Below are 22,300 nucleotides of genomic sequence, written 5' to 3' on the forward strand. Positions count from 1 at the left end.
TATCTATCGGAAATCCCTTGTTGGCGGGAAGGTAGATGGTTCTGGCACGGCTCGTGCTAGGTGATGGGCGAGGCTGGACCAACGGCGGTTCGGCGTTCGAAGTAGTAGGTCCGAACACATTGGACAACGGCGTCCATTTCCCCCGGCGACGATGGCGGGGTGAGATGGGCGCCGTTTGTTTTTCCGAACCGTTTTTTTCAGGAGTGCAACCATGAGTAAGCAGTGCAAAAACTCATCGATTCTGTCGCGTCGCGGCTTCATCAAGGCCGGTGCCGGCCTGGGCGGTGCCGCCATGTTGTCCTCGCTGTTCCCCGCCGGAGCCTGGGCCGCGGGCGGCGAGGGCCTGGAGAAGACCGCGCTGAAATTCGGCATCATCCCGCTTACCGACTGTGCGCCCATCGTCATCGCCAAGGAAAAGGGTTTCTTCAAGAAGCACGGTCTCGATGTCGAGATTTCGAAAGAAGCCTCGTGGGCCAATATCCGCGACAAGGTCTCGCTCGGCGAGTTGGACGGCGCGCACATGTTGGCCGGCATGCCGATCGCCGCCACGCTGGGCGTGGGCGCGGCCCAGAAGGAGACCATCACCGCCTTCTCGATGGACCTCAACGGCAACGGCATCACGGTTTCCAACGAGCTCTACGAGCGCATGGTGGAGGCCGATCCCGAGGCGATGAAAACCCGCCCGACTACTGCCCGCGCGCTGAAGAAGGTGATCGACGCCGACAAGGCTGCCGGCAAGGAGCCGATGACCTTCGCCATGGTGTTCCCGGTATCTACCCACAACTACGAGATCCGCTACTGGATGGCTTCGGCCGGCATCGACCCGGACCGCGACGTGCGCCTGATCGTCATTCCGCCGCCGCAGATGGTCGCCAACCTGCAGTCGAAGAACATCGTCGGCTACTGCGTCGGCGAGCCGTGGAACCAGCGCGCGGTGGAGATGGGCATCGGCCGCTCGATCATCACCAACTACGAGATCTGGAACAACAACCCGGAGAAGGTCTTCGGTGTCACCCGCGAGTGGGCCGACAAGCACCCCAACACCCACAAGGCCGCGGTGCGCGCACTGATCGAGGCCGCGCAGTGGATGGACCAGCCGGACAACCGCAAGGAAGTGGTGAAGATCATCTCCGCCAAGTCCTACGTCAATGCGCCCGAGTCGGTGGTAGAGAATTCGATGACCGGCACCTGGCTGTACACCAAGGCCGAAGGCCCGCAGCAGATGCCCGACTTCAATGTGTTCTTCCGTTACGCCGCCACCTTCCCATGGCAGTCGCACGCGGTGTGGTTCCTCACCCAGATGGTGCGTTGGGGACAGATCGAGCAGCCGTTCAACTTCCGCAAGGTGGCCGCTCAGGTCTATCGCAGCGACATCTACCGCGAGGCGGCCAAGGATCTTGGCATCGCCGTGCCTACCATCGACTTCAAGACCGAAGGAGGCAACGCTGCCGGTTGGGTTCTGGACAAAGCGACCGCGCCGATTGCCATGGGCCCGGACCGCTTCTTCGACGGCAAGATCTTCGACCCCGCCAAGCCGCTGGATTACCTGAAGAGCTTCGAGATCCACGCCATCAAAGTCGATCTGGCCGCCCTGGCCCAGGCCAATGCCTGATCTGCGCCAACCGGACAAGGAGCGCACCATGAGTTCCGTTCCACTCGCTCTCGACAAGAGCGCCGATACGCCGTCTGCGGATAAATCCGCTCGAGCGGCGGCGCGCACCGTGCCGCTGCAGGCAGCGGCCGAAAAGCCGCCCGCGGTGCCGCTCGCCGAACGCCTCGGGCCCTGGATCAACCAGGCCATCCGCTCCACCGTTGCGGCGCTCAGCGGTCTGGCGGTGCTGCTGGTGATCTGGTGGGCGGTAGCCGATTCGCTGGACACCTTCCCCGGCCCGCGGGCCACCTGGCAGGCCGCGGTCGAGCTGCTCGCCGAGCCCTTCTACAGCAACGGTCCCAACGACATGGGCATCGGTTGGAACGTGCTCTACTCGCTCGGCCGGGTCGGTGTGGGCTTCGGGCTGGCGGCGTTGGTGGGCATTCCGCTGGGTTTCATCGTCGGCCGTTTCCGCTTTATTGGCACCGCCGCCGAGCCGGTCATCGGGCTGCTGCGCCCGGTCTCCCCGCTGGCCTGGCTGCCGATCGGCCTGTTGGTGTTCCAGGAGGCCAACCTGGCGGCGATCTGGGTGATCTTCGTGTGCTCGATCTGGCCGATGATCATCAACACTGCCGCCGGGGTGCGCAGCGTGCCGCAGGACTACCTCAATGTGGCCCGAGTGCTCAACCTGTCCGAATGGAAGGTGGTTACCCGCATCCTCTTCCCCGCGGTGCTGCCCAACATCCTCACCGGCGTGCGTCTGGCGGTAGGCACCGCCTGGCTGGTGATCGTCGCCGCCGAGATGCTCACCGGCGGCATCGGTATCGGCTTCTGGGTGTGGGATGAGTGGAACAACCTCAAGGTCGAGCACATCCTCATTGCCATCGTCATCATCGGCCTGGTCGGTTTGGCGCTCGAACATGCGCTGCTGCGGATCGCCCGTCGGTTCAGCTTCGAAGCGCGCTGAAGGAGAAGGCACCATGAAAAAGATTGTTTCCATCGAAGGCGTCGGGCAGACCTTCGACACCCGTAACGGCCGCTTCGTCGCGCTGCGCGACATCGATCTGCAGATCCGCGAAGGCGAGTTTGTCTCGTTGATCGGCCACTCGGGCCGCGGCAAGTCCACCTTGCTCAACCTGATCGCCGGGCTGACCCGCCCGACCTCCGGGGTGCTGCTGTGCGATGGCCGCGAGATTGCCGGCCCTGGCCCGGAGCGTGCGGTAGTGTTCCAGAACCACTCGCTGCTGCCCTGGCTGAGCTGCTTCAACAACGTCTATCTCGCAGTCGAGCGGGTGTTTGCCGCCACCGAGCCGAAGGCTAAGCTGCGCCAGCGCACCCATGAGGCGCTGGAACTGGTCGGGCTTGCTCACGCCCAGAACAAGTACCCGCACGAGATCTCCGGCGGTATGAAGCAGCGTGTGGGCATTGCCCGCGCGCTGGCCATGCAGCCGCGCATCCTGCTGATGGACGAGCCCTTCGGTGCGCTCGATGCGCTCACCCGCGCCAACCTGCAGGACGAGCTGATGAAGATCATGGCCGCCACCGGCGCCACCACGGTGATGGTGACCCATGACGTCGATGAGGCGGTGCTGCTCTCCGACCGCGTAGCGATGCTTACCAACGGTCCGGGCGCGACCATCGGCGAGATCCTCGAAGTGAAGCTCGTGCGCCCCCGCGACCGCCTGGCCCTGGCCCATGATCCGCAGTTCGCGGCGTGCCGCGCGGCGATCATGGAGTTCCTCTACCACAAGCAGCTCAAGCGCGCGGCCTGACGCTGGGAGGGAGCCATCATGTCCAAGGTATATCTGATCGGCGCCGGACCGGGCGCCGCGGACCTGCTCACCCTGCGCGCGGCCAGGGTGCTCACCGAACAGGCGGAGATCGTGCTGGCCGACGACTTGGTGTCGGACGAAGTCCTTGCCTTGGTTCGCCCCGCAGCGCGTGTGCTGAAGGTGGGCAAGCGCGGCGGGCGGGCCTCCACCCCACAGGACTTCATCCACCGCCTGATGGTGCGCTACGCGCGGCGTGGCCACACCGTAGTGCGTCTGAAGGGTGGCGACCCCTATGTGTTCGGCCGCGGCGGTGAAGAAATCGAGGCGCTGGCCGCGGCCGGCGTGGAGGCCGAAGTGGTGCCGGGGCTCACCGCCGGTATTGCGGTGCCGGCCGCAGCGGGTATTCCGGTCACCCATCGCGCCTACACCCATGGCGTGACCTTGGTCACCGGCACCGCCGGGGAAGGTTGCGGCGAACCCAACTGGAGCGCACTCGCCCACTCCGGCACGACCTTGGTGATCTACATGGGCCTCACCCGCCTGCTCAACATCGTCGCCCGCCTGATCGCCGCCGGCCTGCCGCCCGACACCCCGGCCGCGGCGATCGCCTCCGGCACGCTGGCTGCGCAACGCCAGGTCAAGGCGCGGCTTGCCGATTTGCCGGCACGCGTCATGGCGGATGGCCTAGCTTCGCCCGCGATCATCGTGGTCGGTGAGGTGGCCGCCTTCGCCCGCTGTGGGGCGCTCGATTTGCCGGCTGGCCGCGTGCTGGCCGCTTGAAGGAGTCACATCATGCTCATGCGCAAACAGAAGCTCGTCATGGTCGGTAACGGCATGGCCGGGGTGAAAACCTTGGAGGAACTGCTCAAGCTCGCCCCGGAGCGTTACGACATCACCGTGTTCGGTGCTGAGCCGCACGGCAACTACAACCGCATCCTGCTCTCGCCGGTGCTGGCCGGCGAGATGACCCTATCCGAGATCATGCTCAACGATCTCGACTGGTACCGCGACAATCACATCACCCTGCACGCCGGACGCAAGGTGGTGGACATCGACCGCGGGCGGCGCATCGTGCGTGCGGATGATGGCACCGAGGCGCACTACGACCGCCTGCTGCTGGCCACTGGCTCGCTACCGTTCATTCTGCCGGTGCCCGGCCGCGATCTGCCTGGAGTGATTGCTTACCGCACGATTGCCGACACCGAGGCGATGATCGCCGCCGCGGCCAGTCATCGCCACGCGGTGGTGATCGGTGCCGGCCTGCTCGGCCTGGAAGCGGCCAACGGCCTGGTGCTGCGCGGCATGGAAGTCACCGTGGTGCATCTGGGCGAGTGGATCATGGACCGCCAGCTCGACAAGCCCGCCGCCGACCTGCTGCAGGCAACGCTGGAAGCCAAGGGTATGAAGTTCCGCCTGAGGGCCAACACCGCCGAGCTGCTGCCGGTGGAAGGCGAGGGCGGCGCGGCGCGGGTGGGTGCGCTGCGGCTGAGCGATGGCAGCCTGATCCCCGCCGACCTGGTGGTGATGGCCGCCGGCATCCGCCCCAACACCCAGCTTGCCGAAGCGGCCAAGCTGTATTGCGAGCGCGGCATCGTGGTCAGCGACACCCTGCAGACGGTCACCGACCCGCGCATCTACGCGGTGGGCGAATGCGTGAACCACCGCGGCACCGCCTACGGCTTGGTCGCTCCGCTGTTCGAGCAAGCCAAAGTGTGCGCCAACCACCTGGCCGGCTACGGCATCGGGCGTTACCTCGGTTCGGTGACTTCCACCAAGCTCAAGGTTACCGGGGTGGATGTGTTCTCCGCGGGCGACTTTATTGGCGGCGAAGGCTGCGACGAGATCGTACTGCACGACCGCGCCGGCGGGGTGTACAAAAAGCTGGTGCTCAAAGACGACAAATTGGCCGGCGCGGTGATGGTGGGCGATACCGCCGACGGCGCGTGGTATTTCCAACTGATGCGCGAGGGCCGCAACGTGGCCGAAATGCGCGATCACCTGATGTTTGGTCAGAGTTTCGCGCAATCGCAACTGGGTGACACCGGCCACCAAGGCCAGAACCAGGCTGCGCTGCTGCCCGATACGGCGGAAATATGCGGCTGCAACGGGGTGTGCAAGGGCACCATCGTCAAGGCGATCCGAGAACACGGACTGTTTACGCTGGACGAGGTGAAAAAACACACCAAGGCGGCCAGTTCCTGCGGCGCTTGCACCGGCTTGGTCGAGCAGATTCTTTCTTCCACGCTGGGCGGCGCCTACCAGGCGGTGGACAAGCACGCCAAACCGGTGTGCGGCTGCACCGAGCTGACTCACGCCCAAGTGCGTGCGGCGATCCGCGACCGTCACTTGACCTCGATCCCGCAAACCATGCAGGCGCTCGACTGGAAAACCCCGAACGGCTGCGCCACCTGCCGCCCGGCGCTGAATTACTACCTGATTTCCACCTGGCCGTTCGAAGCCCAGGACGACCCGCAAAGCCGCTTCATCAACGAGCGCGCGCACGCCAATATCCAGAAAGACGGCACTTATTCAGTGGTGCCGCGCATGTGGGGTGGGCTGACCACCCCGTCCGAGTTGCGTGCCATCGCCGATGCGGCCGAAAAATACCAGGTGCGCACGGTAAAAATCACCGGCGGCCAACGCATCGATCTATTGGGGGTCAAGAAGGACGATCTGCCGGCGATCTGGGCGGATTTGAACGCCGCAGGCCTGGTGTCCGGTCACGCCTACGGCAAGAGCCTGCGCACCGTGAAGACCTGCGTGGGCGCCGAGCACTGCCGCTTTGGCACCCAGTTGGCGATGGACATGGGGGTGAAGCTGGAGAAGATGCTGTTTGGTATGTGGAGTCCGCACAAGGTCAAGCTCGCGGTCTCGGGCTGCCCACGCAACTGTGCCGAAGCAGGCATCAAGGATGTGGGCGTGATCGGCGTGGATTCCGGCTATGAAATCTATGTCGCCGGCAACGGCGGCATCAAGACCGAGGTGGCGCAGTTCCTTTGCAAAGCGGCCAATGATGAGGAGGTGATGGAAATCACCGGCGCCTTCTTGCAGCTCTACCGCGAGGAGGGCTTCTATCTGGAGCGCACCTGCCACTATGTGGCGCGTGTCGGCCTGGATCATGTGAAGAAGCGGGTGGTGCAGGACGCTGTCAGCCGCCGTGCGCTGTTCGAGCGCCTGCTCTACGCCTTGAAAGATGCCACCGATCCGTGGGCCGAGCAGCAGGCCGCGCCGCTGGCGCGTCAGTACAAGACCATCGAATTGAAAATCGACAACCAAGGAGTGCGCCATGACCTGGCAGAAAGTTTGTCCGCTTGACGACATCCCGCCGCTCGGCGCCCGTGTGGTGGCGCATCGTGACGGCGCCATTGCGGTGTTTCGCGCCGACGACGACACGGTATTCGCGCTACGTGACGCCTGTCCGCACAAGGGCGGTCCGCTGTCGCAGGGCATCGTGCACGGCCGTGGGGCGTCCGCCCGGGTGAGCTGCCCGCTGCACGGCTGGAATATCGAACTTCACACCGGCTGCGCCTGTGCGCCGGATGATGGGCGTGTCGAGCGTTTTGCCGCCAAGGTGGAAGATGGGGCGGTGTGGCTGGAGATTTGAGGGGGAGGGTCTGAGCGCGGGAGGCTGCGTGGCGGGGCGTCTGTCTGCCGGGCAGACGCTCGCGGCCTGCGGCTTCCCGCCGTCACGGGCACTGGCGGGGCGGCGATGCAAACTCGCTCGCGGCGTTCGCTCAGACATGCATTGCCTTGTTTTCCCGCCAGCACCGGGAACGGCGGCGCTCACGACAGCCTGGCAGACAGGCACCCGCCACGCCTCGACGGCCATGCCTGCCGAACGCCCTAAGGGAAGTGAACAATGGAGTCGAACATGAACCTGGCCGACATCGACCCCGTCTCGGGGCAGGAAGTGCGCACCGTGTGTTGCTACTGTGGCACCGGCTGCGGCGTGATCGCCGAGCACGACGGCCGGCGCATCACCGGGGTGCGCGGTGACCCGGCGCATCCGGCCAATCAGGGGCGTTTGTGCGCCAAGGGTGCAACCTTGCATCAGGCCGCTGCGCCAGGCGGACGGGCGCTGTTTCCGGAACTGCGCAGCGCGCGCCATGCGCCGCGCAGGCGCGTGGGCTGGGACAGCGCGCTGGACAGTGCCGCCGAGCGCTTTGCCGCCATCATCCGCGAGCACGGCCCGGATGCGGTAGCCTTCTACCTCTCCGGCCAGTTGCTTACCGAGGACTACTACGTCTTCAACAAACTCGCACGTGCCCTGGTCGGTACCCACAACATCGATTCCAACTCCCGCCTATGCATGTCCAGCGCGGTGGCCGGCTACAAGGGCACGCTGGGCGCAGACAGCGTGCCCGCCTGCTACGAGGACATCGACTACGCCTCGCATCTGTTGATCGCCGGCGCCAACCCGGCCTGGGCGCACCCGATCGTGTTCCGCCGCATCGAGGCGGCCAAGCGCACCAACCCGGACCTGTCGATCACCGTGGTGGACCCGCGCCGCACCGAAACCGCGGAGTTCGCCGACCTGCACCTGCAGATCGCCCCGGGCAGCGATGTGCTGCTCTACAACGCCATGCTGCACGTGCTGCTGTGGGAAGACTTGGTGGACCGCGACTTCATCCGCGACCACACCAGTGGTTTCGACGCCTTGCGCGCGCAACTGGCCGAATGTTCGCCCGGTGCGGTGGCCGCCGCCTGCGGGGTGCCCGCCGAACGCATCGTCGAGGCCGCGCGCCGCTTCGGTAGTGCGCGCGCGGCTCTTTCGCTATGGTGCCAGGGCCTCAATCAGTCGCATCACGGTACCGCCAGCAGCATCGCGCTGATTCACCTGCATCTGGCCACCCGGCAGATTGGTCGCCCCGGCGCCGGACCGTTTTCGCTCACCGGTCAGCCCAACGCGATGGGCGGACGCGAGGTCGGCGCAATGGCTACCCTCTTGCCCGGCCATCGCGATCCGGCCAACGCCGCCGAGTGCGCCGAGCTGGCCGCGTTGTGGGGGGTGCCGGCGCTGCCCGCAACGCCTGGACTCACCGCGGTGCAGCTATTCGAGGCGCTCGCCGCAGGCAAGGTCAAGGCGGTGTGGATCGCCTGCACCAACCCGGCGCATTCTCTGCCTGACCAAATCAGGGTGCGCGCTGCGCTGGAAAAGGCCGAGTTCGTCGTCTTACAGGAAGCCTTTGCCGATACCGAAACCGCGCCCTACGCCGATCTGCTGCTGCCTGCGGCAAGTTGGGGCGAGAAATCCGGCACCGTGACCAATTCCGAGCGCTGCGTCAGCCGGGTACGCGCGGCAGTGCCTGCGCCGGGCGAGGCGCGAGCAGACTGGAGCATTGCCGCCGATTTCGCACGCCGTCTCGCTCAGCGCCTGGGGCGCAGCGCGGACGGTTTCGTCTGGGCCGACGAGGCCGCGGTGTTTGCCGAATATGTTGCCCTGACCGCAGGGCGCGACTGTGATATGAGCGGACTGTCGCACGCCTTGCTCGATGCCCGCGGACCGCAGCAGTGGCCTTTTCCGCAGGGCGCGGAGCACGGGTGTGCGCGCTTATTCACCGATCACCGCTTTGCCACCGCGGACGGCCGGGCGCGTTTCAACCCGGCCGGCTTCCCAGAGCGCCACGCACTGTTGCCCGAACCGGTCGATGCGCGTTATCCCTTCGTGCTGCTCAGCGGTCGCTTGCGCGATCAGTGGCACGGCATGAGCCGCACCGGCAAAGTGGCGAGGCTATGGGGCCATACCCCGCGTGCCGAGGTCGCCCTCAATCCGGTCGATATCAGCCGGCGGGGCTTGCGCGCCGGCCAATTGGTGCGCGTGACCGGCCGGCGCGGCGCAGTGGTGCTGCCACTGGCTGCCGATGCCACGCTGGCACTGGGTCAGGCCTGGATTCCGATGCACTGGGGGGCGGCCACGCTGGCTCAGCCGGGCGCCAATAGCCTGACTTCACCGGTCACCGATCCGATCTCTAGGCAGCCTGCGCTCAAGCAGGCGGCGGTCGCCATCGCCCCGGTCGAGCTGCCTTGGCGCGCGGCCTGGGCGGTAGCCACCGACAGCGCCGCCGACGCGGCGGCGCGGATGGCAGCACTACAGCCGGTGCTGGCGCGCTTTGCCTATGCGGCGCAATCCCTGATGGGGCGCACCCGGCAAGTGCTGATGCTGCAGGTGGCCGATGTGGCAGCGCCCGAGGAGGCCCTGCTGCACACCATTGATACGGTGTTCGAATGCACCGCCCAGCAGGCGCTCCTGACCTATCTCGATGCAGCGCGTGGCATCGGCAAACGCGCGCGTGCGCAGCATGGCCGCTTGGCGGCTATCCGCTTGGTCGGCGAGGCCGCGGCGGCCGACTGGCTGGCGGTTGCAATCGCGGCCGGCGAGCCGCTCGACGCGTTGCGCAACTGGCTGTTTGCGCCGCTTGCCAACGCGCCGCAAGGCAAGCTCGCCGCCAGCCGCGTGGTGTGCAATTGTCACGGCGTAAGCGAAGCGCAGATCCGCGAAGCGGTAGCCGCGGGCGCCGATTTGGCGCTGCTGCAAACCACCCTCCAATGCGGTACCGCCTGTGGTGCCTGTCTGCCCGCGTTGCGTAGGCTGGTGGCGGCCGGCGCGCAGGCCGATACGGCCGCTTCGCTGTCTTGAATCGGCTCAGAGATCATGGGCGAGCAGCGCGCCCGCGGCACGGCTGATTTCGCGTATCGCCGGGTGCTTGAGCAGCCGTTCGGTGCTGATCAGGTAAATGTCCTGGGTCACCTCATCCAGCTCGCCCAGCGCGACGACGCCGTATTGGCGTTCGATCTGTGCGGCAATTGCACCGGGGGCGACGAACAGCCCTTCGCCCGACTGGCCCAGCGCCTTGAGTAGCGCCATATCGTCACACTCGGCGACGACGTGGGGGTGCAGATCGTGTTCGTCCAGCCACTGTTGCAGCGCCGGGCGGTAAGCGACGTCGTCGCCAGGCATCAGAAACGGCGCCTCGTCGATGAGGGTCGGAAAGGCCCGCGGCAGACGTTCGAGCAAAGCGGGTGCGGCAAACACCTTCAGCGGGCTGCGCCCGAGTAGATGGCTGAACGCGCGTACGCTCATTCCGGGCGGCATCGGCCGATCGGCCAGTACAGCGTTTAAGCGATGCATGCCCAGTTCGCCGATCAACTGTGGCAGACGGCCTTCGGTGCAGCTCAGGCGCACCGGCGGATCCATCCTGAGCATGGTGCGCAGCAAGCCGGCGGCAATGCTTTTGGGCAGGGAATCGGCAACGCCGATGGCGATGCGCATACGCGCATGCAGCCCGCTGTCGCGCACCGCGGCCAGGGCTTGGTCGCCCAGCGCAAAAATGCGGTCCGCGAAATCGAGCAGGCAGCGCCCGGCATCGGTGAGAGTGCGCTGGCGCCCCTGACGCTGGAACAGCGTGACGCCCAGGCTGTGCTCAAACTGCGTGAGCTGGCCGCTTATCGCATGCGGCGTGAGGTGGAGCTTTGCGCTGGCAGCGGCGATGCTGCCGCAGCGTGCAACCATCCAAAAGTAGCGCAGGTGCTTGTAGTTGAGCAGGCGCGACATGGCTATTAGTCGAAAAAATCGATGAATTGAAAAATTAAAAACGATCTACTCGATGAAACACAAGTACCTGACGAGTGCCCAAGGCAGTACAAACTTTCACCACACTGCTTTGGAGGCGTGCACCATGCGTTCTTATGCCAACGACCCTGCCCGCGCGGCAGCCCGTGTCATCGCTTTGGCCATGCTGGCCGACGGTGCGCCGGATCGCGCCGAGATCGATCTGATACAGCGTCGCGGCGCGGCGGCGCGCCTGGGGGTCGATGCCAAACTTTTCGACGAGGTCATGCAGGCGCTGTGCGAGGACCTGGCGCAAAGCGTGGCATGGTTCGATGGGGTGCGTAGCGAATTTTCCGATGAATTGATCGACGCACTGATCGACGAGGCGGGCGACAAGCCACATGAACTTTTGGGCGTGTTGCTGCGTCTGGTGGCCGCAGATGGTCGCATCAGCGAGGGCGAAGAACGCCTGTTGCTGCGGGCGCAGCGGAAGTGGGCACGCGCAATGTCGTGGCCAGTGCGTCTGCGCCCGCGGGCGGACAACACACGGCCTGGCGCGTTGTTCTCGTGCGCGCAAACGGGGTGAAGGCGCAGAGCGCGATCTTATTCGCTGTCATAGCCAAGTAGCCTGCGTTCGACGATCAGGCGGGCGACTGCTTCGGGCACCGCCTCTTGCCAGTTACCGGCGCCGCGGCGCAAATCGGCCAGTACCGCGGCGCTGTCGATATGCAGATGGCTGTCATCGACCGGGTCCACAGCGATCAGTTTCTGGTTGGCCACCAGATGGGCGAGCAAGTGGGTGAGGTGGTCCGGCACCTGCACAGTGTGCAGGGTGATCATGGGTGCGTCGGTGGTCGGGCGCGAAGGATACACATAAACATGGGTGTTATCCGGGAAGAGCTTGCCGAAGGCTTCCAGAATTCCGCCTTCCAGCCCCTCGTAGTATTTTTCGTCGAACAGAAATTGAAAGTCGCGCACTGACAAGACGATGCCGATCGGCTTCTGGGTGTAACGCCGCAAATAGGCGCGCAGGCGGAAAAATCGCACATAGTCGGAGATCATCACCGTGTAGCCCTGTGAGGCCAGCAAGTCGATGCGTGCAAGAAAATCGGCGCCATCGACGTTGTCGCCGCTGATCAGCGAATTCATGGTGATTTCGGCCAGCGACACCATGCGCTCGTTTTCCACGCCTTGCAGTGCGGCAAAGTGGCGCTGGCCGGCTTGCATCATGTCCACATTGACACAGGTCACCGGTTTGAAGCTGCCGCGCATCACCAGCACCGGCTTACGGTAGAACAACTCCCCCGGCACCACCACTTCGCCCTGGGGGTTGAAGATCACCGCACGGGTCAGCCAACTGCGGATCAGATGCAGGTTCATCAGGCGGTTTTCGACATCCTCGAAATAGGGGCCGGAAAAGTGGATCAGGTCCACTTCGATACGGTCCGGGCCGAGTCCGTCGGCCAAGGCCTCGATGATCCATTCCGGGCGATCATGGTAGAAAAAAGCGCCGTGGATCAGATTGACGCCAAGGATGCCGAGTGCCTCGGATTGCTGGGCGTTGGTGTCGTCCAGCATGCGCACATGCAAGATCACATCGCTAGGCGCGGCGCCCGGATGCAGTTGCAGGCGGATGCCGATCCAGCCGTGGCACTCATGCCGCTGCTTGTAGCTGCGCGCGGTCACCGTGGCGGCGTAGGCAAAAAACGTGGTGTTCTTGGGACGTACATGCGACAGGCGTTCGATCACCTGGTCGAACTCCTTTTCCAGCATCTGCATCAACCGGGCGCGGCTGACATAGCGCTCGGCATGACCGTAGATCGCATCGCTGACCGCCATGTCATAGGCCGACATGGTTTTGGCGATGGTGCCGGCGGCCGCGCCCACCTGGAAAAAGTGGCGCGCCACTTCCTGTCCGGCGCCGATCTCGACGATGGAGCCGTACTTGAACTTGTCGAGGTTGATGGCCAGGGCCTTCTGGTCGGTGCTCAGACTGGTGTCGCGGGTGCGCATCGGTGCCGGGTTCCGTTGGACAAAAAAGTGAGTGAGGCGGTATTGCCGGACAGTTGCTTACTTCAGTGCAAAGCCCAGATTGTGCAAAGCCTTGGCCAGTCGGTCGCGGCCGGACAGTGTTTCCGGGCCGGCAATGCGTTTGGCTGAATGCACCGACCAGGTGCCGTGCACGTTCATGTTCTGTGCCGCATAAAAGCGCGCCATCGCCGCGTTGTAGGCGTCGATGCCGGGCTGTTGCTCGGCCACCGGAAGATAACGTTCCCGATGCAGTACCACCTGCTGAGGCAGGCGCGGCTTGACCGCGGCCGGCGGCGCGGCAGGGTCTTCGATCCCCAGGGTCATGCCGAACACCGCAAACACGCGCGGCGGCAGGCCTAGCAGTTCGGCCACCTTTTCGGGCTGGTTACGCAGGCCGCCGATATAGCAACCCGACAGGCCGAGCGATTCGGCGGCCGCCAGGGCATTTTGCGCAGCCAATGCGGCATCGACCACGCCAATGACGAACATCTCGAGGTAGTCCAGCGCGGCATGTGGGCGTTGCACGCTTTGTGCAACATGGGCCAGCCGGGCGAGATCGGCGAGCCACACCAGCACCAGCGGTGCATCGCGCACATGGCTCTGGTCGCCGGCGCAGACGGCCAGCGCTGCGCGGGTGTCCGGGTCACGCACCGCGATCACGCTCCATGCTTGCAGATTGGACGAGGTGGCCGCCGATTGGGCGGCGGCAACAATGGCGGCGAGCTGATCATCGCTGACCGGATCGGGCAGATGGCGGCGTACCGAGCGGTGACCGAGCAAGTGGTCAATGACTGGCGTCCATGCAGCGGGGGCGGGCAGGGCGTCGGTGCCATAACGGGTGGCGAGCAGTTCCTTTGCGCGTTCGTTCATCCTGGTTTCGTCAGTCTGGCATCAAAAAGATTAAGTATAGGCCGGTGCGCGACAGGCTGCCTGCTGCTACAATCGCGGCCGTGGCGGGTCTCCCCGCATTGCAGCGCGGTGAACCTGGTCAGGGCCGGAAGGCAGCAGCCACAGCCGCTCCCTGCAAGTGCCGGGGGCCGGGCTCGCCACCCCGAATCGTCAAAACGCCGGATACGCCTGTGGGCCTCCGGCGTTTTTTTGCACTCAGCCGAGCATGTTGTCCATCAGCAGCATGCCGACGAAGCCGACCACCAGTCCGGCGGTGGCCAAGGTCTCATGGCCGCGGCGGTGCGATTCGGGGATGATTTCATGACTGACCACGAAGAGCATCGCACCGGCCGCAGCGCCCAGCCCCCACGGCAGCAGCGCGGCCGACTGGCTGACCGCCAGCGAACCAGCAAGCGCGGCCGCCGGTTCTACCATGCCGCTAGCCGCAGCCACTGCAAAGGCGAGCGCCCGGCCATAACCGGCGGCAGCCAGGGCCATGGCCACGATCAGTCCCTCGGGCACATTTTGCAGCGAGATGCCGGTGGCCACTGCCTGAGCGCTCGCCTGGCCAGCCGCCACGCCGATGGCCAAGCCTTCTGGAATGTTATGGACGGCAATGGCGAATACGAACAGCCACACCGCCTTGGCCGAGCGTTGAGCATTGGGTGCGTGGTCGTGCGGCAGCGCGCGGTCGAGCGCCAGTAATGCCAGCGCCCCGGCGCACAGCGCTACCACCACGGTGAGTACCGCGTCAGTGCGGCCGCGGCCCAGCGCTTCGGCGGCGGCGATGCCGGGAATCAACAGCGAAAACACCGCGGCGGCCAGCATCACCCCGGCGCCGAAGCCAAGCAGCATGCCTTGGGCGCCGGCACCAATGCGGCGGGTGATCAGCACCGGTAACGCACCCAGCCCGGTTGCCAAGGCAGCCATGGCGCCGCCGGTGAGCGCGCCGTGCAGGGGCGCATCGATACGTGGCAAAGCCGCGGACCCCTGCATTGCGAGCAAACCCAGGCCAAGCAGGGCGATGACCCAGCCGGCCAACGCGCGCGCCAAACCGGCGGGGTTGCCAGGCTTGAAGTGCAAGCGGGCAAGGCGTGCTGTCATGATCGATACTCCTGTTCCAGACTCAGAGCAGATGCGGTTTCACTCCCACTATCGATCAGGGCGGCACATAGTTCAAATTGAATGAAACAAATAATTCGATAGATCGGTTTTATTTTGTCAGGCCGGCCGCCGATAACCGCCGGCCACGCCCTGCGGCGACAGTACGATTTGCCACAACTGCGTGGTCCGCGCGCGGAAGCTGCCAGCGCAGGCGAGCAGGTAATAGCGCCACATGCGATAAAAGCGTGGGCCGTAACGCTCGGCAAAGCGTGGCCATGCGGCCTCGAAATTGGCATGCCAGGCCATCAGCGTGCGGTCGTAGTCGGCGCCGAAGTTATGAACGTCTTCGATGACGAACAGATTCTCGCTGGCGTCGGCGATCTGGCCCAGCGAAGGCAGGTCGCCATTGGGGAAGATGTATCGATCGATCCACGGATCGGTGGGCGTGCGACGATATTTCTTGCCGATGGTGTGCAGCAGGAACAGGCCATCGTCGCTCAGGCAGCGGTGCGCAACCGCGAAGAAATGACGATGGTTTTTGTAACCGACATGCTCGAACATGCCGACAGAGGCCACGCGGTCGAAGCGTTGGTCGCCGGTTGCGTTGAATTCGCGATAATCGGCCAGGTGGAAGGTCACCGGCAGGCCGGCGCAGCGCGCTCGACCGTATTCGGCTTGTTCCCGCGAGATGGTCAGGCCGACACAGGTAACGCCATAACGTTCGGCGGCAAACTTCATCAGGCTGCCCCAGCCGCAGCCGATATCCAAGAGGCGCATGCCCGAGTTCAGACCGAGCTTGCGGCAGATCAGGTCGAGCTTGGCCTCCTGCGCGCGGGCAAGATCGTTTGCATCGTTCCAATAGCCGCAGGTATAGGCCATGTAGGGGTCGAGCATGGCCTCGAAGAAATCATTGCCAAGATCGTAATGGACTTGGCCCACCTGCCAGGCGCGCCCCAGGCTTTGCAGGTTACGCAGCTTGGCGCGCAAGCCCTGCAGTAACATGGTGGCGGAGCCTACCCGCTCGTCCAAGCGGGCGCGCAGCAAGTGGGCGATGAGTTCGTCGACCCGTTCGCAGTCCCACCAGCCGTCCATGTAGCTCTCCCCCAGCCCCAGACTGCCGGTGGCCAGAATGCGCTCGGCGGTCTGGGGATGATGAATCTGCATGTCCCAGGGGCGCTTGCCGTTTATTGCGATACCGGCCTCGTCCAGCAACGCGGCGAAGACCGCCTCGGTACTACGTGCGCGCTGCCCATTTTGGCGCGTGCGCGCCTCGGCAGGTGCGAGCGTGGTGCGAGATTGAGCGTTTCCCATCGCGTTTGATCTCCTTTCTCCGATGCACACGGCAATCCAACGGCAAGACAGCGCCTGCCGCGATGCATTCACTATAGAAAACCGGCCGAGCGTCGATTTCCACGGGCGGCCCTTGCCCGGCGCTCAGAAAGCGTTACGCGCGTAGTGGGCGAACACCGTGCATACGGCGTCGAATAGCTCGTCGAGTGTGATTTGAGGCGGGCGCATGGCCGGTGCTCCCTGAATCGGTCAGGCTTGGTGTCGATGCGATAAGCTTGAACGCCAAGCGATGGCGCGGCCAATTGTGTGTGTCAATGATCTCGATTGCCGGCAATCATCCGTGTCGGAACTGCGCCGGCAGCCCAAGTTGCCACGGTCTGTCTGCTAGAATCGCCCGCCATGAGCTATCAGGTCCTTGCGCGCAAATGGCGGCCGAAGTCTTTCGCTACGCTGGTCGGCCAGGAGCATGTCGTCCGGGCGCTTACCCATGCGCTGGCTACCGGGCGCCTGCACCACGCTTGGCTGTTCACCGGCACCCGCGGGGTGGGCAAGACCACCATCAGCCGCATTCTGGCCAAGGCGCTCAATTGCCAAACCGGTGTCACGGCCGAACCCTGCGGGCAGTGTGCTGCCTGCCAGGCGATCGACGCCGACCGCTTCCCGGACTATGTCGAAATGGATGCCGCCTCAAACCGAGGTGTCGACGATATGGCCGCACTGCTCGACAAAGCGGTTTATGCACCAACCCAAGGGCGCTACAAGGTCTACATGATCGACGAAGTGCACATGCTCACCGGGCATGCCTTCAACGCCATGCTCAAGACACTTGAAGAGCCGCCCGAGCACGTCAAGTTCATCCTCGCCACCACCGACCCGCAAAAGATCCCGGTCACCGTGCTGAGCCGCTGCTTGCAGTTCAATCTCAAACAGATGCCGCCGGGACACATCGTCGAGCACCTTGGTCGCATTCTCGAAGCCGAAGGGATTTCCTTCGAAGCCTCCGCCCTGCGCCATCTGGCTAAAGCCGCGCACGGCTCGATGCGCGATGCTTTGTCGTTGCTCGATCAGGCCATCGCTCATGGCTCCGGCAAGGTGGAGGAAGAAGCGGTGACCCAGATGCTCGGCACCGTGGGCGATGACCACCTGTATGCGGTGTTCGATGCGCTGCTTGCCGGTAACGCCGACGCGCTGCTAGCCGTGGCCGATACCATGGCCGCGCGCAGTCTGTCTTTCGGCGCGGCGCTGCAATCGCTCGCCTCGCTCTTACACCGCATCGCCGTGCTGCAGTTCGCTCCCGCGGCGATTGCCGACGAGGCCGAACGCAGCCGGCTGCGACCCTACGCCGACGGCTTCGATGCCGAGTATCTGCAACTTGCCTATCAGATCGCCATTCACGGCCGCGATGAACTGCCGCTGGCGCCCGACGAGCAGGCTGGCTTTGTCATGACTTTGTTGCGCCTGCACGCATTCCGCCCCGAAAACCCGCCGTTGCTGGGCGCTTCTGGCGGGGCGGACAGCGGTGGCAGCGGGCGAGCCCGGCCGCTGGCCGGATCGGTGTCGCAACGCCCGGCGGTTCCGCCGGACCGGCTGGCTGCCGCCGACGGCGCACGGTCTGCTTCGGCCGCTGCTCAGCAGGGCAAGGCGGTTACGACGGCCGCCATGTCGACTCCCCGGGTCCGCGCGGAGGCGATGGCGGCTGAGCCTGCGCGCGCCCATTTGCCGCCGTGGGAAGACTTGCCCCCGGAAGCTTTTGCGCACACCGAGGCCGGCGCGCCGGTCGCACGCAGTCCGGCCGAACCGCCATCGCCGGTCGCCGCGCCCCAGCATGGCGGCGTTGGGAATGCGCCGCGTATGCCTTCCGGCAGTGAGGAGTGGCATGCGCTGGTGCGTGCGCTGGGACTGAGCGGGCTGGTGCGCGAACTGGCTCAGCACTGTGAGTGGGTGGGCGAGCACGGCAGCCAGGTCAGCCTGCGCGTGTCGCACGCCCATCGTCATTTGCTCGATATGAACCCGGCCAGTGTCGAGCGTTTGCAGGACGCGCTCGGGGCCTACTTTGGCCGCCCGCTCAAGCTCAAAATCGACATTGGGGCGATTGCCGAGGCCACCCCGGCTCAGCGTGATCAGGCCGAGCGCCAGGCGCGTCACGCGCAGGCGGTGGCCGCGCTGGAGGCAGACCCCTTTGTGCGCGCGCTGATCGAACGTTTCGACGCCACCTTGCTCGAATCCTCGGTCCGCCCGCTTTGAGACTCCCGAAACCCCCCCATTATCTATTGCGGAGAATGCCATCATGATGAAAGGCGGTATTGCCGGGCTGATGAAACAGGCCCAGCAGATGCAGGAAACCATGAAGAAAATGCAGGAGCAACTGGCCTTGGTTGAGGTCGAGGGCCAGGCGGGCGCCGGCATGGTCAAAGTTGTCATGACCTGCAAGTACGATGTGCGTCGGGTCAGCATCGACGACTCGGTGATGGACGACAAAGAAATGCTCGAGGATCTGGTGGCGGCGGCCCTCAATGACGCGGTGCGCAAGGTCGAGGCCACGACCCAGGAGAAAATGGCTGCCTTCACCGCAGGGCTCAACTTGCCGCCAGGCATGAAGCTGCCGTTCTGAGCCCAGCCCGAAGATGGCCTCGCCGTCCTGTCTGGATGAACTCATCGACGCGCTGCGCTGCTTGCCAGGAGTAGGTCCGCGCTCCGCCCAGCGCATGGCTTATCACCTGTTGCAGCGCGATCAACGCGGCGCGGCACGCTTGGCGCGAGCGATGGCTCAGGCGCTAGAGGTGCTGCGTCACTGCCAACGCTGCAATAACTTCTCCGAATCCGACCTCTGCGCGCGCTGTGCCAACCCGCAGCGCGACCGCAGCCTGCTATGCGTGGTGGAGATGCCGGCCGACTTGGCGATGATGGAGCAGACCCATGCCTACAACGGTCTGTACTATGTGCTGATGGGCCGTTTGTCGCCGCTCGATGGCATCGGTCCGCGTGAGATCGGGTTGGACAAGCTGATTGCGCGCGCCACCGATGGCGAAGTCGCTGAAGTGATCCTGGCCACCAATTTCACCACGGAAGGCGAAGCAACCGCCCACACCGTGGCTGAGTTGCTGCGTGCTCGCGGGGTGAAGGTGAGCCGGCTGTCTCGCGGGGTGCCAGTCGGCGGTGAGCTGGAACATACCGATGCGGGCACCATCGCCCAGGCGCTGATCGAGCGTCGCAGCCTCTGATGCCCGATTGGCGCGTGTTGCGTTGCGGCAGTGCTTTGGTCGCAAGCACTCACGCAGCGTACAACGGTTCGTGCAAAGCCTTGATTCACGCGGGAATTGGCTACATTTGCTTTTTCTGTTGCAGGGTTTTGGCTATAATCCCGGGGTTTTTTTGAATCCGGGTCTTTGGTTTCCTTTCAGGGAAGAGGTCATGAGCGTTGATCAAAAAATGGACAGCGGCCGCCGCACCTTGCTGTTGGCGACGTCGGCCGCAGGCGGGGCAGCCGCTGTGGCAACGGCAGTACCGTTTGTCGCCAGCCTGACGCCATCGGAGCGCGCAAAAGCGGCCGGTGCGCCGGTCGAAGCCGACGTGAGCAAGCTCGCGCCGGGTGAAATGATGACCGTGGAGTGGCGGGGTAAGCCGGTGTGGATTTTGCGGCGCACGCCCGAGATGCTGGCGTCGCTGGATAAAACCGATGCGTTGGTGTCCGACCCGGAGTCCAACAAGCCGATGCAGCCGGATTACGCCAAGAACAAGCATCGCTCGATCAAGCCCGAATATCTGGTGGCGGTGGGCATTTGCACCCACCTGGGCTGTTCGCCATCCGAAAAGTTCAAGCCCGGTGCCGAGAGCGGTTTAGGCGCTGACTGGCCCGGCGGTTTCCTGTGCCCGTGCCATGGCTCGCAGTTCGACCTGGCCGGTCGTGTCTATCGCAGCATGCCTGCGCCAGACAATCTCGAAGTGCCGCCGCACAAGTACCTGGCGGAATCCCTGCTTCTCATCGGTGAAGACAAGGCGTAAGGCGATGACCTCCAAATCTCAGGCTTTGCTCAACTGGATCGACGAGCGCTTTCCGCTCACATCCACCTGGAAGGCGCACCTGTCCGAGTACTATGCGCCCAAAAACTTCAACTTCTGGTACTTCTTTGGCTCGCTGGCGCTTTTGGTGCTGGTGATCCAGATCGTCACCGGTATTTTTCTGGTGATGCATTACAAGCCGGACGGCACGCTCAATGCCTCCGGCGTACCGGTGGCCTTTGCCAGCGTGGAATACATCATGCGCGAGGTTCCGGGCGGCTGGTTGATCCGTTACCTGCATTCTACCGGTGCTTCGGCATTCTTCGTGGTGGTGTATCTGCATATGTTCCGCGGTCTGCTCTATGGTTCTTACCGCAAGCCGCGCGAGCTGATCTGGATCTTCGGTACGCTGATCTTCCTGGCGTTGATGGCTGAAGCGTTCATGGGATATCTGTTGCCTTGGGGGCAGATGTCTTACTGGGGCGCACAGGTGATCATCAACCTGTTCTCGGCGATTCCGTTGATCGGCCCGGACCTGTCGCTGCTCATCCGTGGTGACTACGTGGTCTCGGATGCCACGCTCAACCGCTTCTTCTCCTTCCACGTCATTGCCGTGCCACTGGTGCTGATCGGTCTGGTTGCCGCGCACATCATCGCGCTGCATGAAGTCGGCTCCAACAATCCGGATGGGGTGGAAATCAAGAAGAAGAAAGACGCCAACGGCGTGCCGCTGGACGGGATTCCCTTCCATCCGTATTACACGGTCAAGGACATCGTCGGCGTGGTCGGTTTTCTGTTCTTCTTCAGCGCGGTGGTGTTTTTTGCGCCTGAAGGGGGCGGCTACTTCCTGGAGTACAACAACTTCATCCCGGCCGATCCGCTGAAAACCCCGCCGCATATCGCGCCGGTCTGGTACTTCACGCCCTTCTATTCCATTCTGCGTGCGGTCACCTATCCGCTGTTCGGATTGGATGCCAAGTTCTGGGGGGTGGTGGCCATGGGCGCTTCGGTGGTGATCATTGCTTTCCTGCCCTGGCTGGATCGCAGCCCGGTGAAGTCCATCCGTTACAAGGGGCCGATCTTCAAGACCGCGCTGGCGATTTTCGTGGTCTGCTTCTTCATTCTCGGCTACCTCGGCGTGCTGCCGCCGACGCCGGGTCGCACCCTGGTGGCGCAGATCTGCGCGGTGCTGTACTTCGCCTTCTTCCTCCTGATGCCGTGGTACAGCAAGATCGACAAGTGCAAACCCGAACCGGAAAGGGTGAATTTCAAATGAAGATGCGAGTAATCAATCTGTTCAAGCGCGCCGCGGCCGTGCTGCTGTTTGCGCCCTCGCTGGCGCTGGCCGCCGGGGCTGCGCTGCATCTGGATCGCGCCCCGGTGAGCAAGGATCCGGCTGCACTGCAACATGGCGCCAAGCTGTTCGTGAATTACTGTTTGAACTGCCACAGCGCCAGCTTCATGCGCTACAACCAGTTGCAGAACATCGGCCTGTCCGAGCAGCTAATCCGTGACAACCTGATGTTTACCGGCGAGCGTGTCGGTGACCTGATGAAGATCGCCATGCGTCCGGCCGATGCCAAAGTTTGGTTCGGGGCCGCGCCCCCGGACCTCACCCTGATCGCACGTCAGCGTGCCTCGGAGTTCGGCAGCGGCGCCGACTGGTTGTACACCTATCTGCGGCAGTTCTATCGGGATCCGAACCGGCCCACCGGCTGGAACAACGTGGTGTTCGAAAACGTCGGCATGCCGCATGTGCTCTGGGAATTGCAGGGCGAGCAGGTGGCCAAGGTCGCCGAAAACCCCGACGGCAGCAAGCATATCGAGCTGTCGTTGGCCAAACCCGGCAAGCTGAGCGTGGAAGAGTATGATCGCGCGATCGCCGATCTGGTCTCCTTCTTGGTTTGGATGGGCGAACCGGTGGCCGAAAAACGCAAGCTGATCGGCACCTATGTGCTGATTTTCTTGGCTGGCCTGTTCGTGCTGAGCTACGCGCTGAAGAAGAATTACTGGAAGGACGTTCATTGACCCCGGCGCTGGGTATGCGCCGCCAGGCCTAGTCGGCCTCGGTCACCT

At 64.2% G+C, this 22,300-nt stretch carries 19 protein-coding genes and 1 other RNA gene; 15 read left to right on the forward strand and 5 right to left on the reverse strand.

The genetic code is table 11. The features are described from left to right. The first annotated feature begins 211 nt into the window (after positions 1-211). The 7 genes from DIE29_RS03590 to DIE29_RS03620 all read left to right on the forward strand — a co-directional run bounded on the left by DIE29_RS03590 (position 212) and on the right by DIE29_RS03620 (position 10,000). On the forward strand, positions 212-1,612 hold the full coding sequence (locus DIE29_RS03590) for a CmpA/NrtA family ABC transporter substrate-binding protein (RefSeq protein WP_114649246.1): 1,401 nt from the start codon (positions 212-214) through the stop codon (positions 1,610-1,612). 28 nt (positions 1,613-1,640) lie between these two features. Beyond that, positions 1,641-2,558, forward strand: coding sequence for a nitrate ABC transporter permease (gene ntrB, locus DIE29_RS03595; RefSeq protein ID WP_114650250.1), 918 nt, complete (start codon positions 1,641-1,643; stop codon positions 2,556-2,558). A gap of 13 nt (positions 2,559-2,571) precedes the next feature. After that, a complete protein-coding gene (locus tag DIE29_RS03600; protein WP_114649247.1) occupies positions 2,572-3,363 on the forward strand; it encodes an ABC transporter ATP-binding protein in 792 nt (263 codons plus the stop codon). 18 nt (positions 3,364-3,381) lie between these two features. Continuing rightward, complete coding sequence (cobA, locus tag DIE29_RS03605; RefSeq protein WP_205409776.1) at positions 3,382-4,143, forward strand: uroporphyrinogen-III C-methyltransferase; 762 nt, start codon at positions 3,382-3,384, stop codon at positions 4,141-4,143. Positions 4,144-4,161: 18 nt separating this feature from the next. Further along, positions 4,162-6,678 (forward strand): nitrite reductase large subunit NirB, encoded by a 2,517-nt coding sequence (gene nirB / locus DIE29_RS03610; RefSeq protein WP_114650251.1) that lies wholly within the window; start codon positions 4,162-4,164, stop codon positions 6,676-6,678. Next, positions 6,650-6,967 (forward strand): nitrite reductase small subunit NirD, encoded by a 318-nt coding sequence (gene nirD, locus DIE29_RS03615; RefSeq protein WP_102040996.1) that lies wholly within the window; start codon positions 6,650-6,652, stop codon positions 6,965-6,967. The genes nirB and nirD overlap by 29 nt, the downstream gene beginning before the upstream one ends. A gap of 267 nt (positions 6,968-7,234) precedes the next feature. Then, on the forward strand, positions 7,235-10,000 hold the full coding sequence (locus DIE29_RS03620; RefSeq protein WP_237269503.1) for a nitrate reductase: 2,766 nt from the start codon (positions 7,235-7,237) through the stop codon (positions 9,998-10,000). A 6-nt stretch (positions 10,001-10,006) separates the two neighbouring features. Here DIE29_RS03620 and DIE29_RS03625 read toward each other — a convergent pair whose 3' ends face one another. Continuing rightward, positions 10,007-10,915, reverse strand: a complete 909-nt coding sequence (locus DIE29_RS03625; protein WP_205409777.1) for a LysR family transcriptional regulator — start codon at positions 10,913-10,915, stop codon at positions 10,007-10,009. A gap of 124 nt (positions 10,916-11,039) precedes the next feature. Here DIE29_RS03625 and DIE29_RS03630 point away from each other — a divergent pair, with 124 nt between their 5' ends. Beyond that, on the forward strand, positions 11,040-11,498 hold the full coding sequence (locus DIE29_RS03630; protein ID WP_162860586.1) for a TerB family tellurite resistance protein: 459 nt from the start codon (positions 11,040-11,042) through the stop codon (positions 11,496-11,498). A gap of 17 nt (positions 11,499-11,515) precedes the next feature. On the opposite strand, the gene DIE29_RS03635 is transcribed toward DIE29_RS03630, so the two are convergent. After that, positions 11,516-12,925, reverse strand: coding sequence for a TonB-dependent receptor (locus DIE29_RS03635; RefSeq protein ID WP_114649252.1), 1,410 nt, complete (start codon positions 12,923-12,925; stop codon positions 11,516-11,518). A gap of 57 nt (positions 12,926-12,982) precedes the next feature. Next, a complete protein-coding gene (locus DIE29_RS03640; protein ID WP_102041001.1) occupies positions 12,983-13,813 on the reverse strand; it encodes a nitroreductase family protein in 831 nt (276 codons plus the stop codon). Between the two features lie 82 nt (positions 13,814-13,895). Here DIE29_RS03640 and ffs point away from each other — a divergent pair. After that, positions 13,896-13,994: signal recognition particle sRNA small type (gene ffs, locus DIE29_RS03645), an RNA gene on the forward strand. Positions 13,995-14,047: 53 nt separating this feature from the next. Here ffs and DIE29_RS03650 read toward each other — a convergent pair. Then, a complete protein-coding gene (locus tag DIE29_RS03650; protein WP_114649253.1) occupies positions 14,048-14,935 on the reverse strand; it encodes a ZIP family metal transporter in 888 nt (295 codons plus the stop codon). Positions 14,936-15,052: 117 nt separating this feature from the next. Further along, the gene (gene cfa / locus DIE29_RS03655) at positions 15,053-16,246 is read right to left on the reverse strand and encodes a cyclopropane fatty acyl phospholipid synthase (protein ID WP_114649254.1); all 1,194 of its coding nucleotides are present in this window, start codon (positions 16,244-16,246) and stop codon (positions 15,053-15,055) included. Between the two features lie 378 nt (positions 16,247-16,624). Here cfa and dnaX point away from each other — a divergent pair, with 378 nt between their 5' ends. The 6 genes from dnaX (at position 16,625) to DIE29_RS03685 (ending at position 22,252) form a co-directional block, all read left to right on the forward strand. Continuing rightward, complete coding sequence (gene dnaX, locus DIE29_RS03660; RefSeq protein WP_114649255.1) at positions 16,625-18,469, forward strand: DNA polymerase III subunit gamma/tau; 1,845 nt, start codon at positions 16,625-16,627, stop codon at positions 18,467-18,469. Between the two features lie 43 nt (positions 18,470-18,512). Then, positions 18,513-18,836 carry a YbaB/EbfC family nucleoid-associated protein gene (locus DIE29_RS03665; protein WP_114649256.1) on the forward strand — a complete coding sequence of 108 codons (324 nt, stop codon included), beginning with the start codon at positions 18,513-18,515 and terminating at the stop codon, positions 18,834-18,836. A gap of 13 nt (positions 18,837-18,849) precedes the next feature. Beyond that, the gene (recR, locus tag DIE29_RS03670; protein WP_114649257.1) at positions 18,850-19,446 is read left to right on the forward strand and encodes a recombination mediator RecR; all 597 of its coding nucleotides are present in this window, start codon (positions 18,850-18,852) and stop codon (positions 19,444-19,446) included. 190 nt (positions 19,447-19,636) lie between these two features. Further along, positions 19,637-20,227, forward strand: a complete 591-nt coding sequence (petA, locus tag DIE29_RS03675) for a ubiquinol-cytochrome c reductase iron-sulfur subunit (RefSeq protein WP_102043091.1) — start codon at positions 19,637-19,639, stop codon at positions 20,225-20,227. Positions 20,228-20,231: 4 nt separating this feature from the next. Then, positions 20,232-21,500: a cytochrome b gene (locus DIE29_RS03680; RefSeq protein ID WP_102041006.1), complete on the forward strand. Its 1,269-nt coding sequence runs from the start codon at positions 20,232-20,234 to the stop codon at positions 21,498-21,500. After that, positions 21,497-22,252 carry a cytochrome c1 gene (locus tag DIE29_RS03685; protein ID WP_114649258.1) on the forward strand — a complete coding sequence of 252 codons (756 nt, stop codon included), beginning with the start codon at positions 21,497-21,499 and terminating at the stop codon, positions 22,250-22,252. Before DIE29_RS03680 ends, DIE29_RS03685 begins: the two co-directional genes overlap by 4 nt. The last annotated feature ends 48 nt before the right edge of the window (positions 22,253-22,300 follow it).

Source organism: Pseudothauera hydrothermalis (assembly GCF_003345255.1).
Classification (GTDB): domain Bacteria; phylum Pseudomonadota; class Gammaproteobacteria; order Burkholderiales; family Rhodocyclaceae; genus Pseudothauera; species Pseudothauera hydrothermalis.